The organism is Streptosporangium sp. NPDC004631 (assembly GCF_053601935.1).
The window spans coordinates 350,504-365,810 of record NZ_JBSGCR010000001.1 but is presented as its reverse complement, the minus strand read 5'-3'; the positions used below and the strand labels follow the sequence as shown (position 1 = coordinate 365,810).

Sequence of the window (15,307 nt, the reverse complement as noted above, 5' to 3'; positions counted from 1 at the left end):
ACTCAGCCGAGCGACTCCGACACCAGGTTCCTGGCCGCCTCCTGCACCCGCGCGAGGTGCTCGGGCCCCTTGAAGGACTCGGCGTAGATCTTGTACACGTCCTCGGTGCCGGAGGGCCGGGCGGCGAACCAGGCGCTCTCGGTGGACACCTTGACTCCGCCGAGGGGGGCGCCGTTGCCGGGGGCCGAGGTGAGAACCCGCGTGATCGGCTCGCCCGCGAGCGTCTCGGCGGTGACCTGGTCGGCCGAGAGCCGGGCGAGCACCGTCTTCTGCTCCCGCGTCGCGGGGGCGTCGACCCTGGCGTAGGCCGGGTCGCCGAACCTGGAGACCAGGTCGGAGTAGTGCTCGCTGGGCGAACGGCCGGTGGTGGCGATGATCTCCGCGGCCAGCAGCGCCAGGATCATGCCGTCCTTGTCGGTGGTCCACACCGAGCCGTCGTGGCGGAGGAACGACGCTCCCGCGCTCTCCTCGCCGCCGAACCCGAGCGAGCCGTCGAGTAGCCCGGGCACGAACCACTTGAACCCGACGGGCACTTCGAACAGGTGCCTGCCCAGGCCGGCGGTCACCCGGTCGATCATGCCGCTGCTCACCAGCGTCTTGCCGACCCCGGCGTCCGCGGGCCAGCCGGGCCGGTGGGTGTAGAGGTAGGAGACGGCCACGGCGAGATAGTGGTTGGGGTTCATCAGGCCCCCGTCCGGGGTGACGACGCCGTGCCGGTCGGCGTCGGCGTCGTTGCCCGTGGCGACGTCGAAGGCGTCGCGGCGGGCGATGAGCGAGGCCATCGCGTACGGCGACGAGCAGTCCATCCGGATCCTGCCGTCCCAGTCCAGCGTCATGAACCGCCAGGTCGGGTCGGTCAGCGGGTTGACCACCGTCAGGTTCAGCCGGTGACGCTCGGCGATCTCTGCCCAGTAGGCCACGCTCGCCCCGCCCAGCGGATCGGCGCCGATGCGTACCCCGGCCTCCCTGATCGCGTCGATGTCCAGCACCGAGGGAAGATCGTCCACGTAGTGGCCGAGGAAGTCGTGACGGCCGGTGGTGTCGGCGGCCAGTGCCCTGGCATAGGGGATCCGCCTGACCTCCTTCAGCCCTCCGGCGATCAGCGCGTTGGCCCGGTCCTGAATCCACAGGGTGGCGCCGGTGTCGGCCGGTCCGCCGTTCGGCGGGTTGTACTTGAAGCCGCCGTCACCGGGAGGGTTGTGCGAGGGGGTCACCACCACGCCGTCGGCGGACCTGATCGTGCGTCCCCCGTTGTGGGTGAGGATGGCGTGCGAGATCGCCGGGGTCGGGGTGTAGCCGTCGCGGTCGTCGATCAGGACCCGCACCCCGTTGGCGGCGAACACCTCCAGCGCCGACACCCGCGCGGGCTCCGACAGCGCGTGACTGTCGGCGCCGAGGAACAGCGGGCCGTCCACCCCCTGCGCCGCGCGGTACTCCACGATGGCCTGGCTGGTGGCGAGGATGTGATCCTCGTTGAAGGCGGCGTTCAGCGACGAACCGCGATGCCCCGAGGTCCCGAAGGCGACCCGCTGGCCGACCTCCTGGGGGTCGGGGTGCAGCGCGTAGTAGGCGGTCACCAGACGGGCCACGTCAATCAGGTCGGACGGCTGCGCCGGCTGCCCCGCGCGATCGTGTGTCAATGCGATCTCCTTAGCTCATCACGGCCAACGGTACCCAGCCTCAAACAGGGAGAACTGTCGTGAAAGCCGTCATTTCCCCCAATCTTTGGGTTCCGCTGGAACGCCGGGAGTGACGCGGAGAACCGGGCCGGCTGGTCAGCGGGCCCGGCCGGTCACCCCGGTGTCCCCCTCGGCGCCGCCGTCCGTGCCGCCGGTCTCGCCCTTCGGGGTCTCCTCCAGCCGGGCCCGGAGCCGGGCCCGGATCTCGTCCGGGGTGTAGGCCCGCCGCCGCCGCTCGGCCCGGGCGATCACCACTCCGGTCGCCGCGACGCCCGCGACCCCGGCCAGACCGATTACCTTCCACCATCGCATGTGCCTAGGCTACAGAGATGCCCGGCAAGAGCATCGGCCTCGACGAGGCGGTCAACCTGGCCCGTACCGGCGACGTGTGGCTGTTCCGCGGCCGCACCGTGCCCGATCGGGCCATCCAGACCGTGACCAACAGTCCCGTCAACCATGTCGGCATGTCCGTCGTCGTCGACGACATGCCCCCGTTGATGTGGCACGCCGAGCTCGGCCGGTCGCTGCCCGACCTGTGGGCCGGGGTCCACCAGCGGGGGGTGCAGCTGCACGACCTGCGCGAGGCGGTCTCCGTGTGGGCCACCAGGTACGGCCAGCGCGCGTGGCTGCGCCAGCTCGAACCCCTGGTCACCCGGGAGATGGAGGACGCCGTGCTGCGCACCGTCGCCCGCCTGGACGGCACGCCGTTCCCCTCCACGGCCCGGCTCGCCGGGCGCTGGGCGCGCGGCCGGATGCCGAGGCTCGTGGGGCGGGGCGCCGGGGAGGGCGCCCTGGAGAGCGCCTACTGCGCCGAGGTCGTCGCCGTCACCTACGAGGCGATGGGACTGCTCCCGGGCGGGCGCCGGCCGAACTGGTACGACCCCGGCCGCTTCTGGAGCGGAGACGACCTCAAGCTCTCCGGGGGGTTCCGGCTCGGTGGGGAGATCACCGTGGACACGGGGGAGGCCCGGCGGGCGTGACCCGGGAGGAGACCTCCGGCGGTGCGATTTTCGTGCCCGTGGTCTGTTGTACGGTGACGCGTCATGCTCGATTGCCGATCGGATCTTTCTGGGAGATATGTAGTCAAGAGTCACTCTATGGGGCATTTATCGTGAAAGCAGAGGGCATTGATCTACGAACAGATCGATGAGGCAGGCGGGACCCGTTCGGCGGGCCCGGACGTCCCATCCGTCCAATCAAGGAGATCATCGTGAAGAAGAAGTCTCTTCTCGCATCCGCTCTCGCCGCGGTGGCCCTGGCCGCCCTCCCCGTCGCCGCCCAGGCGACCGCCACGGGTTCCGCCCTCACGCTCTCGCCCACCCCCGAGCCCTCGGAGATGACGTCGGGCGCCCCGTCGGAGAACATGTCGGGCGCCCCCTCCGAGATGCCGTCGGAGGGCCCCTCGGAGAACATGTCGGGCGCCCCGTCGGAGGGCGGTGAGGCCACCCTGCCCTTCGGGCCGGGCTGCGCCGCGCTGCCCAGCTCGGGGCCGGGCAGCATCGCGAGCATGGCCAAGGAGCGGGTCGCCACCGCCGCGGCCGCCAACCCGAGGCTGTCCCAGCTGGTCGGTGCGTTCAAGGAGGCCGGACTGGTCGACACGCTCAACTCCGCCGAGGGCATCACGGTGTTCGCGCCCAGCAACGAGGCGTTCTCCCAGATCCCGCAGGAGGTCAGGGAGAAGCTGAAGTCGGACAAGGCGCTGCTGAAGAAGGTTCTCACCTACCACGTGGTCTCCGGGAAGGTCACGCCCAAGGAGCTGAAGAGCGGGACGCTGGAGACGCTTGAGGGCGGCAAGCTGACCGTCAAGGAGGAGAACGGGGAGTACACGGTCAACGATGCCAAGATCATCTGCGGCAACGTGCCCACCGCCAACGCGGTCGTCTACATCATCGACAAGGTGCTCGTCCCGCCGCATTAACCGCGCGCTCCGGCCGCCGGAGGGGTGCCCGCCGTAAGGCGCCCCTCACGACGGCCGCCCTCACCGGCCGTCCGTCTTGCGGGCGACCCCGGCCACGGCCCACGTCTTCTCCGAGACCTGGGAGGTGAGGGGGTTGTCGGGACGCCAGTGGCGGAGGTGGACGAGCCCCGGGTCGACCAGCTCCAGCCCGTCGAAGAAGCGCAGCACCTGCGCGCGCGTGCGCGAGACGTTCTGGTCCCGGCCGAGGGCCTGGCGGTAGACGTTGAAAACCGGCTCCGCCACCTCGGGGCACATGCCGAAGACGGCGTGGGCGATGACGAGATGACTGCCGGCCGTCATCGAGTCGCGGAGCAGGGCGACGCTCTTGAAAGGGTCGTCCTCGTCGGGGATGAACTGGAGCGCGGAGCCGATCAGCACGGCCACCGGGCGGTCCAGGTCGATGAGCCGCAGCAGTTCGGGGTCGGAGAGCATCTCGTCGGGGTGGAGCACGTCGCCCCTGACCACGGTGGTGCGGGGGTTGGTGACGAGCAGGGCCTGGCAGTGGCAGAGGACCACCGGGTCGTCGTCGACGTAGACCACGCGGGCGTCCGGGCGGAGGGACTGGGCGATCTGGTGGATGTTGTGCCGGCTGGGCAGTCCGGAGCCGAGGACGAGAAACTGGTCGATGCCCTGCTCGGTGAGGTAGCGCACCGCCCGGCCCAGAAAGGACCGTCCCTCGCGCGTCATGTCCCTGATCTCCGGGGCGACGGCGAGAACCTGCTCGGCGGCCCGGCGGTCGGCCGCGAAGTTGTCCTTGCCGCCGAGGAAGTAGTCGGTCATCCGCGCGACGTTGGGCACGCTGGTGTCCAGTCCCGCCGGTGATCGCCTGACCATGTTGCCCATGCACCATCTCCTCGGTTGCCTGTGAGACGGAGGAGCCGTGACGTCCATTGGTGGATGTCATGTCTCAGCAGTGAGAGAAGAAGGCTGATTGTCGCGCTTCTGACGGGCGATGTTAATAGTTTGGAGAGTTAAGGAATATTTGTTCGTTTTTATCGTGCGGGCCGGCCGGGCCGCGTCCCGGACCCCCGGCACGGGCCTCAGTGGCAGGGCTCCAGGTGCCGGAGAGTCCTCGCCGGGAGGGTGAAGACCGCCCAGACGGCCTTGCCCCGGGTCTCCAGGGGGGTCCAGCCCCACATCTCGCTGGCTCCCTGGATCACCTGCATTCCCCGGCCGCTCTCCGCCTCGTAGTCGGGTTCGCGCAGGCAGGGCCCCTGATCGCTGGGATCGGTGACCACGCACAACACCGAGCGTTCCGTGTGGCAGAGGATGACCCTGACGTCCTGCGGGCGGTGGGGGTCGGCCACGCCCCTGATGCCGTGCCGTACGGCGTTGGTCACCAGTTCCGAGACCACCACGCCGGTGTCGTCGACCAGCGGTTCGAGTCTCCAGGCGCGGAGTGCCGCGGAGGTGAACTCCCGGGCGGTCCGTGCCGCGCAGGGGTCGTGGCGGAGACTTCGCACCGCCATCTGTAGTTGGTTGGTGTGGCCGTCTCCGGCCGCCCATGGCGGCAGGCCGTTCGGCGGAAGTATGTGATCAAGCATTGACAACCATCGTTCCCAGCCATCGATCTCTGTCCGGAGGGGTGTGACGTGATGCCTTTGGCGAGCAGTCATCTGCGACCTTGGGGGGGTGTGACGATCGCGTTGCGGGAGCAATCCGTGTAGTCATCTTGCACGCGCCGATGTGCAGAAGCAAGCACAGATGCACGTGCATTTGCACAAAGTCGTATGCTCCTATCGGTGTTTCCCTCCCTGAACATGTGAGAGGCGAGGATGAATCAGCTGTACAACGGCATGTCGGCCACCCTGCTGAACGGGGTCGTCTGGCGGAAAAGTCACTTCAGCAATCCCAGCGGCAACTGCGTGGAGGTGGCCGCGTTACCGGACGGGGGAGTGGCCATCCGCAACTCGCGAGACCCCCAGGGGCCCGCGCTGATCTACACCCCCCGCGAGCTCGACGCCTTCGTCCGGGGCGTCAAGGGCGGCGACTTCGACGACCTGATCCCCAACTTGATTGAAGAATAAAATTCCCTATAGCCGGGAATGAGCGACCGGAGTACGGTGAAGGCTCGCAACGACCACAATGACCAAATAAGTTGGCAGGGACTGGTGTTCCGGGCCTGAAGGACTGTAGATGATCACACCTCACACCGAAGGCGAGCCGGTTCCCCCGACCCCCATAGCCGTGCCGCGAGGAAGTTCCACGGTGCTGAGGATCGTGCTGGGTGCCCAGCTCCGACGACTCCGCGAGCATAGGCACATCACCCTGGAGGAGGCGGGGCGCGCCCTCCGCGCCTCGCACTCCAAGGTCAGCCGCATGGAGTGCGGCAGGGTCAGCTTCCGTGCCAGGGACGTGGCCGATCTGCTCACGCTGTACGGCGTGGCGGACGGCGACGAGCGCCAGACGCTGCTGGCTCTTGTGGAGCGGGCCAATCTCCCCGGCTGGTGGCACAACTACAACGACGTCCTGCCGAACTGGTTCGAGACCTACGTCGGCCTGGAGGAGTCCGCCACCGGCATCCGCAACTACGAGGTCCAGTTCGTGCCCGGCCTGCTCCAGAGCGAGGAGTACGCGCGGGCCGTCGTCCTGCTGGGGTACCCCAACGCCGCGGAGGCGGAGGTCGAGCGGCGGGTACGGCTGCGCCTGGCGCGTCAGCGGATCCTGCTCAGTCCCGACCCGCCCCACCTGTGGGCCGTGCTGGACGAGGCGGTGCTGCGCCGCCCGCTCGGCGGGACCGAGGTGATGCGCGGCCAGATCGACCACATCCTGCGGGCCCTCGAACTGCCCAACGTCACCGTCCAGGTCGTGCCGTTCAGCGTGGGCGGCCACGCCGCGGCCGGCGGCCCCTTCAGCATCCTGCGCTTCTCCCAGCCCGACCTGCCCGACGTGGTCTACATGGAGCAGCTCACCAGCGCCGTCTACCTGGAAAAGCGCGACGACGTCGACAGCTATCTGGAGGTCATGGAACGTTTGTGTATCGAGGCCGAGCCGGCGTCGCACACCAGGGAGATCCTCCTGCGGATCCGCGAGGAGCTGTAAGGCCCCGCCTCCCGCCGCGAAACCGCCCGGGCCGCCGTACGGGTGCGCACGGCGGACCTCCTTTCGCCCGCTGCCGAGGCCGGGGGCGCCGGCCCTCACGGGCCCGGTTCCGGCGTCACCGGGCCGTGCCCGGCGGCCCGTTCCGGGCGTTCGCCCAGGGCGGTGGAATCGATCGGTCACGCGTGATGTTCGATTGGTCCGTAGGCATACCGCCAATCGTGGAGGTTCCCATGGGAAAGCTGAACGACGACGCCAAGGAGCTGCTCCGCCGGCCGATTCACGGCTGGGTGACCACCGTCAGGTCCGACGGCTCGCTGCACAGCACGGTCGTCTGGGTGGACGTCGACGGGGACGACGTCGTCTTCAACACGGCCGTCGGCCGTGCCAAGGAGCGCCACCTGCGCGCCGACCCCCGGGTGTCGGTGAGCGTCCTCGACCCCGGGGACGCCTTCCACCTGGTCAGCGTCGCGGGCACCGCGGAGCTGGAGCTTGAGGGCGCCGACGAGGTCATCGACCGCCTGGCGAACAAGTACCTCGGGGTGGAGACCTACCCCTACCGTCAGCCGGGCGAGCGGCGCATCACGGTCCGGGTCAGGCCCGACCAGGTCATCTACAACGCGGGCGGCTGACGGTCGTTTTCCGGGAGCGCCCGGCTCCGGGTAGTCTGCTGCCGCGAACGACACGTGGCGGACCTGGAGGCGTTTCGGATGGAAGCAAGCGGCGAGGGCACGGCCCGGCCGATCACCTTTGTCGGCGAGCCGGTACTGCACCGCCCGTGCGCGGAGGTGACCCGCTTCGACGCGGAGCTGGCCGCGCTGGTGGCGGACATGTTCGCGAGCATGTACGCCGCCGAGGGGGTCGGCCTCGCGGCCAACCAGATCGGGGTCGGGCTGCGGGTGTTCGTCTACGACTGCCCGGACGAGACCGAGGAGTACCGCAAGGGCGTCGTGGTCAACCCGACCCTGGTGCTCCCCGCCCCCGGTGAGCGGAACCTCGCCGACTACGAGGAGGGCTGCCTGTCGGTGCCCGGGCAGCGCGCGTCGCTGGCCAGGCCGGACCTGGCCGTGGTGCACGGATTCGACGTCACCGGCGCGCCGATCGTCGTCGAGGGCACCGGAGTGCTCGCCCGCTGCCTGCAGCACGAGACCGACCATCTGGAGGGCCGCCTGTACATCGACCGCCTCCCGGCCGAGCGCCGCGCACAGGTGCTGGCGGCCTACCAGGGGGAACGTGACGGCCAGGCCGTCACGGGGTGATCCCCCGCGGGCCCGGTGGAGGCGGTCGCCCACCGGGCACACCTCCCGGCTAGCATGTCGCCCGTTGGCAGGAGAACGGGAGGTTACGGGTGCTGGAGCATCGCGGAGACGGGTTCCACGCCTTCTGGCGGGAACGTCACCTGAGCACGCTGACCACCGTGCGGGCCGACGGCACACCGCACGTCGTCCCGGTGGGGGTGACGCTGGACGTGTCCGCCGGCATCGCCCGGGTGATCACCACGGACGGCTCGCACAAGGTGCGCCATGTGCGCGCCGGAGGGCCGACCGGGGCCGCGGTCGCGGTCTGCCAGGTGGACGGCGTCCGCTGGTCGACCCTGGAGGGGCGCGCCGTCATCCGTGACGACCCCGAGTCGGTCGCCGACGCCGTGCGCCGCTACGCCGAGAGGTACCGGCAGCCCCGCGAGAACCCGGCCCGCGTCGTGATCGAGATTCGCCTCACCCGGGTGCTGGGCAATGTCTGACCCGGTCGTCGTCGTCGGCGTCGGGGCCGACGGCTGGGCCGGTCTCTCCCCGGCGGCCCGGCGCGAGCTGCGCGCCGCCGAGGTGGTGATGGGCAGCGCGCGGCAGCTCGCGCTGGTCCCCGAGCCCACCGCCGAACGCGTCACCTGGCCCTCGCCGCTGCTCCCCGCCCTGCCCGCGCTGATCGCCTCCCAGCGGGGCCGCAGGGTGTGCGTGCTGGCCAGCGGCGACCCCATGTTCCACGGTCTCGGCGCGACGCTGGTCCGGCTGCTGGGCGCCGACCGGGTCCGGGTGCTGCCGCATCCGTCCTCGGTCTCGCTGGCCTGCGCCAGGCTCGGCTGGGCCGCCGACCGGGTCGAGGTGGTCAGCCTCGTGGCCCGGCCGGTCGAGTCGGTGCACACCGCGGTCCACCGGGGCCGCCGGATGCTGGTGCTCAGCGCCGACGGCCACACCCCCGCGCGGGTGGCCGCGCTGCTCACCGCCCGGGGGTACGGCGGAAGCCCGATGACGGTCCTGGAGCGGCTCGGCGGCGCCGAGGAGCGCGTCGTCTCCGGTACGGCGGGCCGCTGGTCCCCGCAGCCCGTCCACGACCTCAACGTCGTCGCCGTGGAGTGCCGCGCCGACCCCGGGACCGTTCCGCTGCCCTGCCTTCCCGGCCTGCCGGACGAGGCCTTCGAGCACGACGGCCAGCTCACCAAGAGCGAGGTCCGCGCGGTGACCCTGTCCCGCCTCGCGCCCGTCCCCGGCGAGCTGCTCTGGGACGTCGGCGCGGGCGCCGGAAGCATCGCGATCGAGTGGATGCGCGGCCATCGGGCCAACCGGGCGGTGGCGGTGGAGGTTCATCCGGAGCGGGCCGCCAGGATCACCCGCAACGCCTCGGCACTGGGCGTGCCCGGCTTGGAGGTGGTGACCGGGGCCGCGCCCGGGGCGCTCGCCGGGCTGGAACCGCCCGGCGCCGTCTTCATCGGCGGCGGCGTGACCGTTCCCGGAGTGCTGGAGGCGTGCTGGGCGGCGCTGCGGCCCGGCGGCAGGCTGGTGGCCAACGCGGTGACCGTCGAGTCGGAGGCCGTACTGGCCGCCGGGCACGCGGAACTCGGCGGCGACCTGGTCCGGCTGGCCGTCGGCAGGGCGGCCCCGGTCGGCGGCTTCACCGGCTGGCGGCCCATGATGCCGGTGACGATCTGGACGGCGGTCAAACCGGGCGCCGAGGGCGCCGAGGAGGGGAAGCCGTGACGGTACGGTTCATCGGAGCGGGGCCGGGCGCCCCCGACCTGATCACCCTGCGAGGCCGGCGGGCGATCGCCTCCGCCCCCGTGTGCCTGTACGCCGGATCCCTCGTCCCGGCGGAGCTGCTGGAGAACTGCCCGCCGGGGGCGCGGCTGGTGGACACCGCCAGGATGGCCCTGGAGGAGATCGTGGCGGAGATGCTCGCCGCCCACGGGGCCGGTCGGGACGTGGCCCGGCTGCACTCCGGGGATCCGTCGGTGTTCAGCGCGATGGCCGAGCAGATGCGGCGGCTGGACGCCGCAGGCGTGCCCTACGAGGTGGTCCCCGGCGTGCCCGCCTTCGCCGCGGCCGCCGCCTCGCTCAAACGGGAGCTCACCGTGCCCGGGGTGGGCCAGACGGTCGTGCTGACCAGGACCTCGGCACGTGCCACCCCCATGCCCGACGGCGAGGACCTGGGCACGCTCGGCCTGAGCGGGGCCACGATGGTCCTCCACCTGGCCGTGCAGCGTATCGAGGAGGTCGCCGGGGAGCTCATCCCCAACTACGGGCCGGACTGCCCGGTGGCCGTGGTGGCCCGGGCCAGCAGGGACGACGAGGTGATCCTGCGCGGCACCCTGGAGGGCATCGCCGCCGAGGTCCGCGCCGCCGGGATCGTCCGCACCGCCGTGATCGTGGTCGGCCGCGTGCTGACCGCGTCCGAGTTCCCCGACAGCCACCTGTACTCGGCCGCCCGCTGCCGTGACTGAGCCCGGCGCCTCACGCGCCGGTGGTCCACCCGCGGCGCGGGGACGCCGTGCCCACGCTCAAGCCCCCGCCGGGTACGGCGGGGCGACGTCCCGCGAGGGAAGAGACCGAGGAAGGGCCGCGGTGTGCTGAACATCCTGGTGCTGGGCGGCACGGACGAGGCCAGGCGGCTGGCCGCCGCGCTCGCCGGATGGGCCGGGACGCACGTGGTGTCCTCGCTGGCCGGCCGGGTGCGCGACCCCAGACTGCCGGTGGGTGAGGTGCACGAGGGCGGCTTCGGCGGCCCCGCCGGGCTCCTTACCTGGCTCGGCGATCGCCGGATCGACGCCGTCGTGGACGCCACCCACCCGTTCGCCGCCCGGATGACCGCCTCGGCGGTGGAGGCGACCGGCCGGGCGGGGGTGCCGCTGCTGATCCTGCGGCGCCCCGGCTGGCGGGCGGGCCCCGGCGACGACTGGCGCTGGACGCCGTCGCTCGCCGCCGCGGCCGGGCTGCTGCCCGCGCTGGGCGGGCGGATCTTCCTGACCACCGGCCGCCGCAGCCTGCCGGTCTTCGCCGGCCTCGACGACCTGTGGTTCCTGGCCCGCTCGGTGGATCCGCCGGAGCCGCCCGTCCCGTGCCGCCTTCAGGTGCTGCTCAGCCGGGGCCCGTTCACCGTGGACGGCGAGCTGGCCCTCATGCGGGAGCACCGCGTCGATGTGCTGGTCACCAAGGACAGCGGCGGCCGGATGACCACCGCCAAGCTGCTCGCGGCCCGCGAGCTCGGGCTGCCCGTCGTGATCGTACGGCGCCCGCCGCGTCCCGCCGGCGTCCCGGCGGTGGAGACCGTCGAGGAGGCGCTCGCCTGGCTGGCGGTCACGCGGGGTAGCGGCGGGGGGTGAACACCACCCGGCCGCCGTCGCCCCGCTCGGCGACCCGGGTGGTCGAGGAGCCCACCAGGAGCAGGCAGCGCATGTCCACCGCCGCCGGGTCCAGCTCGGCGAGGGTGGTGACGGTCACCCGCTCCCCGGCGCCGCCGACGTCGCGGCCGATGACCACCGGCGTCTGCGGCGCCCGGTGTTCCAGTAGCAGGTCCCTGGCGGCGGCGACCTGCCAGGTCCTGCTCTTCGAGGCGGGGTTGTAGATCGCCAGGACCAGGTCGGCCCGGGCGGCGGCGGCGATCCGCTCGGCGACGACCTCCCACGGCTTGAGCAGGTCCGACAGCGACAGCACACAGTAGTCGTGGCCGAGCGGCGCCCCCGCCCTGCTGGCCACCGCGTGCGCCGCGGTCAGGCCCGGCAGCACCCGCACCGGCACGTCCGCGAACCGCGGCTCGCAGGCCGTCTCCAGCACCGCGCTGGCCATCGCGAACACCCCGGGATCCCCCGAGGACACCACGGCCACCCGGGACCCGGCCCTGGCCAGTCCCAGCGCGTGCGCGGCCCGCTCGGCCTCCACCCGGTTGTCCGTGGGGTGGCGGCGCTGACGAGGGTTCGGCGGGATCCGGTCCAGGTAGGGGCCGTACCCGACGAGCTCGTCGGCGGCGGCCAGCGCCTCCTGCGCCTCCGGGGTCAGCCAGGGGCGCCCGGCCGGGCCGAGCCCGACCACCACCACCTCGCCGGGGATCCCGTTCCCGCGCTCCCCGGCCGCCGGGGGACCACCCTCGGCCGAGGCCCCGGCGGTCGCGGGCACGGGCGCGTCACCCGCGGCCCTGTCCGCGCCCCCGCCCTGGGCCGGGGCGCCGGGCGCGTCCGCGGCGACGGGAGTCCGCGCCGGCGGCCCGGGGTGTCCCGCGTTGACCGGGCTCGGGATCAGCGCCAGCGAGAAGTACGGCACGGTGTCCGGATCCACCTCGGCCAGCGGGGCCAGGCGCTGGGCGCCGGTGGTGGCCCGTTCCACGTACCAGGCCTCGTCGAGCCGGCCGGCCTCGGCCAGCGCCTCGCGCACCTTGACGAAGGTCCGGCCGAGCTTGAGGACCGCCGCCGAGTCGGCCGCGGCGAGTCGCTCGGCGAGGACCTCCGCCGGGAGCGTCCCCGGCAGCACGGTCAGCGTCTCGTCCCGCTCGACCAGCGGCCGGCCCAGGACCGCGGCGGCGCCGCTCACCGACGTCACCCCGGGGACCACCTCGGTGACGTAACGGTGCGCGAGGCGCTTGTGCATGTGCATGTAGGAGCCGTAGAAGAGCGGATCGCCCTCGCACAGCACCACCACGTCCCGGCCGGCGTCCAGATGGACCGCCAGCCGCAGCGCGCAGGCGGCGTAGAAGTCGTCGATGGCGCCCTGGTATCCGCCGGGATGGTCGGTGGTCTCCGTGGTGAGCGGGTAGATGAGGGGTTCCTCGATCTGACCGTCCCGCAGGTACGGAGCGGCCACCGAACGGGCGATGCTCCGGCCGTGACGGGCGCTGTGGAACGCGATCACGTCCGCCTCGCCGATGAGCCTGGCGGCCTTGACGGTCACCAGCTCCGGATCTCCCGGCCCGAGTCCCACGCCCCAGAGCCGTCCTGCCGACATGTCGTTCACTCGTCCTCACTCGCGATCGCGTTGACCGCCGCGGCGACCATCGCACTTCCACCCCGGCGGCCGTGCACGACCAGGTGCTCCAGGCCGGCCGGATGCTCGGCGAGGGCCTGCTTGGACTCGGCGGCGCCGATGAAACCGACAGGGATCCCGAGCACGGCGGCCGGTCGCCCGGCCCCCTCCTCGACCATCTCCAGCAGCCGGAACAGCGCGGTCGGCGCGTTGCCGATCGCGACCACCGACCCCGCCAGCCGGTCGCGCCAGAGTTCGAGCGCCGCGGCGCTGCGGGTGGTGCCCAGCCGTTCGGCGAGCTCCGGCACGCGGGGGTCGCCCAGCGTGCAGACGACCGGGTTGTCCGCGGGGAGGCGGCGGCGGGTCACCCCGGAGGCCACCATCGTCGCGTCGCACAGCACCGGGGCACCCGCGCGCAGCGCCGCGCCCGCCGACGCCACCACGCCGGGCGACCACCCCAGGTCGGTGACCAGGTCGACCATCCCGCAGGCGTGGATCATGCGGACCGCCACCCGGGCGACGTCCGCCGGCAGGCCGCCCAGATCGGTCTCGGCGCGGATGGTCGCGAAGGAACGGCGGTAGATCTCCGCGCCGTCCCGGACGTAGTCGATCACATTTTCCCCCTCAGGGCCGTCACCGCGGCCGTGGTCTCCTCGATGCCCGCACAGTCCAGTCCCCGGCCGTCCAGGGCCACGTGATAGCCGCCGGCGGTGGCCACCACCTCCGCGACCCGTCCCCCGGGGCGGCCGCAGCGCCGCTCACAGCCCGCCCAGTGCACGGGGAGCGTACCGGGGCGCGGGGAGCCCGCCGCACCCGGGGCGGCCCCCGGCACTCCACCGCCCGGGGGGTCCCCCCGGCCTCGGTCGCCGGATCCGAAGGCGCCGCCCGGGACCGCGGTACGGCCCCCCGGAGACGTGAACCGCTCCAGAGGCGGCAGAACGGACCGGGCGGCGTCGGCCCGCACGTCGGCCAGTGACCTGGCGCAGCCGGGACGGCCGGCGCAGGCCGTCACGCCGATCCAGGGCGAGGCGGGGTCGGTGACCAGGCCGGCGGCGGTGAGCAGGGCGGCCGACCGCGCGGCCTGGTCACGGTCCATGCCGCTCAGGACCACCCCGCGCCAGGGCGTCAGCCGTACCTCGCCGCCGGTCGCCAGGTCGGCGAGCAACTCCGCCTGGGCGGCGGCCAGCCGTCCCAGCGGCACCGCGACCCCGAGCGCCACCCGGCCGCCGGGCAGCTCGATCACCCCCACCGGCTCCCGGCCCGCGGCGGACGGCTCGCCACGCAGCCGCTCGGCGGCCGGGGACGGTACCACGCCGGCGGATCCACCGGCGGAGCGCGGCAGGGCGGCGCGGACCCGGGCCGCGACCCGCTCGGCGCCGCCGGGCAGTTCGCCGATCCGCCAGGCACGCCCCCCCTCGGCGGCGGGCTCGGCCAGGAACGCCTCGGCGGCGGCCAGCAGGGCGGTCACCGCCGAGCCCACCGGCACGCGCAGGCCGCTGTCGGCACCCGCCAGGATCAGGGCGGCCTCGTCGGCGCCGGTCGGCAGGATCCCGGCGTCCGGGCCGAGCCAGGCCACGTCGCCCCGGCCGTCGTCCAGCGCGAACAGGAAACGCCCCGGCAGTCCGGCGAGGCCCGGCCGGGCGCACAGCCGCCGGTCCAGCTCGTCGACCAGCGGGCCGGCGTCGAGTGTCCCTCGCGCGTCACAGCCGGTCAGCGGGGAGGCGAGGATGTTGCGGACCCGCTCGTGGGTGAGCGAGGGCAGCAGCCCGGCGGTCGCCATCCGGGCCGCGAAACCGGTCTCCGCCCCGTCGCCGAGCCCGCGCACCTGGACGTTCGCCCGCGAGGTCAGCTCGATGACGCCGCTCCCACAGCCGGCGGCGGCCCCGGCGAGCTCGCGGAGCCGGGAGGCCGTCAACCGGCCCCCGGGCACCCTGATCCGCGCCAGCCCTCCGTCGGCGGCGGCGTGCACCTGAAGTGCTCCGGGGCAGGCGTCGGCTCGCGATCGCCGGGAAAAGTCGCCAATCTGCACGTTGAGGATGGTAGGCCCTGCCCCCGAGGTCTTCCGCCCGCGGCCGCCGCCCAGGCGGCACCCTCCGGCGGCGTCGTCGGCCGCCGCGGCACGCTACGGCCCCCCTCCTCCGCCGGGGAACCGGGCTCCCATACCGGTTTCCTGCCGGAAGGACGCTGCCGTAGTCTCATCGTTGGCGACGGCAAAGGGAGGAAGCCGGTGTGAGTCCGGCGCGGTCCCGCCACTGTAACCGGGGAGCGAACCCCATCCAGGCCACTGTCCGGCGACGGACGGGAAGGCTGGGAGGAGCGTCGATCCGGGAGCCAGGAGACTCCAGCCGTCGTAGCCGACGACGACCCGGGGCGAGGACCCCGAGGGAGGAAGCCCCGTGCGTTTTTCGCCG

General features: G+C 72.9%; 17 protein-coding genes and 1 riboswitch. Of the genes, 10 read left to right on the top strand and 7 right to left on the bottom strand.

Going from position 1 to position 15,307, the window contains the following annotated elements; genetic code table 11:
• Nucleotides 1-2 precede the first annotated feature (2 nt).
• Nucleotides 3-1,640 (bottom strand): phosphoglucomutase (alpha-D-glucose-1,6-bisphosphate-dependent), encoded by a 1,638-nt coding sequence (pgm, locus tag ACWEF2_RS01445; RefSeq protein WP_453811029.1) that lies wholly within the window; start codon nt 1,638-1,640, stop codon nt 3-5.
• A 135-nt stretch (nt 1,641-1,775) separates the two neighbouring features.
• On the bottom strand, nt 1,776-1,991 hold the full coding sequence (locus tag ACWEF2_RS01440; RefSeq protein WP_453811028.1) for a hypothetical protein: 216 nt from the start codon (nt 1,989-1,991) through the stop codon (nt 1,776-1,778).
• Nucleotides 1,992-2,008: 17 nt separating this feature from the next.
• Here ACWEF2_RS01440 and ACWEF2_RS01435 point away from each other — a divergent pair, with 17 nt between their 5' ends.
• Nucleotides 2,009-2,659 carry a hypothetical protein gene (locus ACWEF2_RS01435; RefSeq protein ID WP_453811027.1) on the top strand — a complete coding sequence of 217 codons (651 nt, stop codon included), beginning with the start codon at nt 2,009-2,011 and terminating at the stop codon, nt 2,657-2,659.
• 230 nt (nt 2,660-2,889) lie between these two features.
• Nucleotides 2,890-3,597, top strand: coding sequence for a fasciclin domain-containing protein (locus tag ACWEF2_RS01430; protein ID WP_453811026.1), 708 nt, complete (start codon nt 2,890-2,892; stop codon nt 3,595-3,597).
• A gap of 60 nt (nt 3,598-3,657) precedes the next feature.
• On the opposite strand, the gene ACWEF2_RS01425 is transcribed toward ACWEF2_RS01430, so the two are convergent.
• On the bottom strand, nt 3,658-4,479 hold the full coding sequence (locus ACWEF2_RS01425; RefSeq protein WP_453811025.1) for an SAM-dependent methyltransferase: 822 nt from the start codon (nt 4,477-4,479) through the stop codon (nt 3,658-3,660).
• A 197-nt stretch (nt 4,480-4,676) separates the two neighbouring features.
• Entirely contained in the window at nt 4,677-5,180 is a 504-nt protein-coding gene (locus ACWEF2_RS01420; protein ID WP_453811024.1) for an ATP-binding protein, read from the bottom strand.
• A gap of 231 nt (nt 5,181-5,411) precedes the next feature.
• Between ACWEF2_RS01420 and ACWEF2_RS01415 the strand changes: the two genes are divergently transcribed.
• The 8 genes from ACWEF2_RS01415 (at nt 5,412) to ACWEF2_RS01380 (ending at nt 11,266) form a co-directional block, all read left to right on the top strand.
• On the top strand, nt 5,412-5,663 hold the full coding sequence (locus tag ACWEF2_RS01415; protein ID WP_453811023.1) for a DUF397 domain-containing protein: 252 nt from the start codon (nt 5,412-5,414) through the stop codon (nt 5,661-5,663).
• Nucleotides 5,664-5,772: 109 nt separating this feature from the next.
• A complete protein-coding gene (locus ACWEF2_RS01410) occupies nt 5,773-6,678 on the top strand; it encodes a helix-turn-helix domain-containing protein (RefSeq protein ID WP_453811022.1) in 906 nt (301 codons plus the stop codon).
• A gap of 230 nt (nt 6,679-6,908) precedes the next feature.
• The gene (locus ACWEF2_RS01405; protein ID WP_453811021.1) at nt 6,909-7,307 is read left to right on the top strand and encodes a TIGR03618 family F420-dependent PPOX class oxidoreductase; all 399 of its coding nucleotides are present in this window, start codon (nt 6,909-6,911) and stop codon (nt 7,305-7,307) included.
• A gap of 78 nt (nt 7,308-7,385) precedes the next feature.
• On the top strand, nt 7,386-7,934 hold the full coding sequence (def, locus tag ACWEF2_RS01400) for a peptide deformylase (protein WP_453811020.1): 549 nt from the start codon (nt 7,386-7,388) through the stop codon (nt 7,932-7,934).
• Nucleotides 7,935-8,023: 89 nt separating this feature from the next.
• A complete protein-coding gene (locus tag ACWEF2_RS01395; RefSeq protein ID WP_453811019.1) occupies nt 8,024-8,416 on the top strand; it encodes a pyridoxamine 5'-phosphate oxidase family protein in 393 nt (130 codons plus the stop codon).
• Nucleotides 8,409-9,647, top strand: a complete 1,239-nt coding sequence (gene cbiE / locus ACWEF2_RS01390) for a precorrin-6y C5,15-methyltransferase (decarboxylating) subunit CbiE (RefSeq protein WP_453811018.1) — start codon at nt 8,409-8,411, stop codon at nt 9,645-9,647. The genes ACWEF2_RS01395 and cbiE overlap by 8 nt, the downstream gene beginning before the upstream one ends.
• On the top strand, nt 9,644-10,387 hold the full coding sequence (gene cobM / locus ACWEF2_RS01385) for a precorrin-4 C(11)-methyltransferase (RefSeq protein ID WP_453811017.1): 744 nt from the start codon (nt 9,644-9,646) through the stop codon (nt 10,385-10,387). The genes cbiE and cobM overlap by 4 nt, the downstream gene beginning before the upstream one ends.
• Before the next feature lie 123 nt (nt 10,388-10,510).
• Nucleotides 10,511-11,266 carry a cobalt-precorrin-6A reductase gene (locus tag ACWEF2_RS01380; protein ID WP_453811016.1) on the top strand — a complete coding sequence of 252 codons (756 nt, stop codon included), beginning with the start codon at nt 10,511-10,513 and terminating at the stop codon, nt 11,264-11,266.
• Here ACWEF2_RS01380 and ACWEF2_RS01375 read toward each other — a convergent pair.
• Genes ACWEF2_RS01375 through ACWEF2_RS01365 form a run of 3 tightly spaced genes read right to left on the bottom strand, consistent with a single transcriptional unit; the run spans nt 11,241 to nt 14,865 of the window.
• Nucleotides 11,241-12,878, bottom strand: coding sequence for a precorrin-2 C(20)-methyltransferase (locus ACWEF2_RS01375; RefSeq protein WP_453811080.1), 1,638 nt, complete (start codon nt 12,876-12,878; stop codon nt 11,241-11,243). The two genes, ACWEF2_RS01380 and ACWEF2_RS01375, sit on opposite strands and share 26 nt — an antisense overlap.
• A gap of 5 nt (nt 12,879-12,883) precedes the next feature.
• On the bottom strand, nt 12,884-13,510 hold the full coding sequence (locus ACWEF2_RS01370) for a precorrin-8X methylmutase (RefSeq protein WP_453811015.1): 627 nt from the start codon (nt 13,508-13,510) through the stop codon (nt 12,884-12,886).
• Nucleotides 13,507-14,865 carry a precorrin-3B synthase gene (locus ACWEF2_RS01365; RefSeq protein WP_453811014.1) on the bottom strand — a complete coding sequence of 453 codons (1,359 nt, stop codon included), beginning with the start codon at nt 14,863-14,865 and terminating at the stop codon, nt 13,507-13,509. Before ACWEF2_RS01365 ends, ACWEF2_RS01370 begins: the two co-directional genes overlap by 4 nt.
• Nucleotides 14,866-15,061: 196 nt before the next feature.
• Nucleotides 15,062-15,260, top strand: a riboswitch (cobalamin riboswitch).
• The last annotated feature ends 47 nt before the right edge of the window (nt 15,261-15,307 follow it).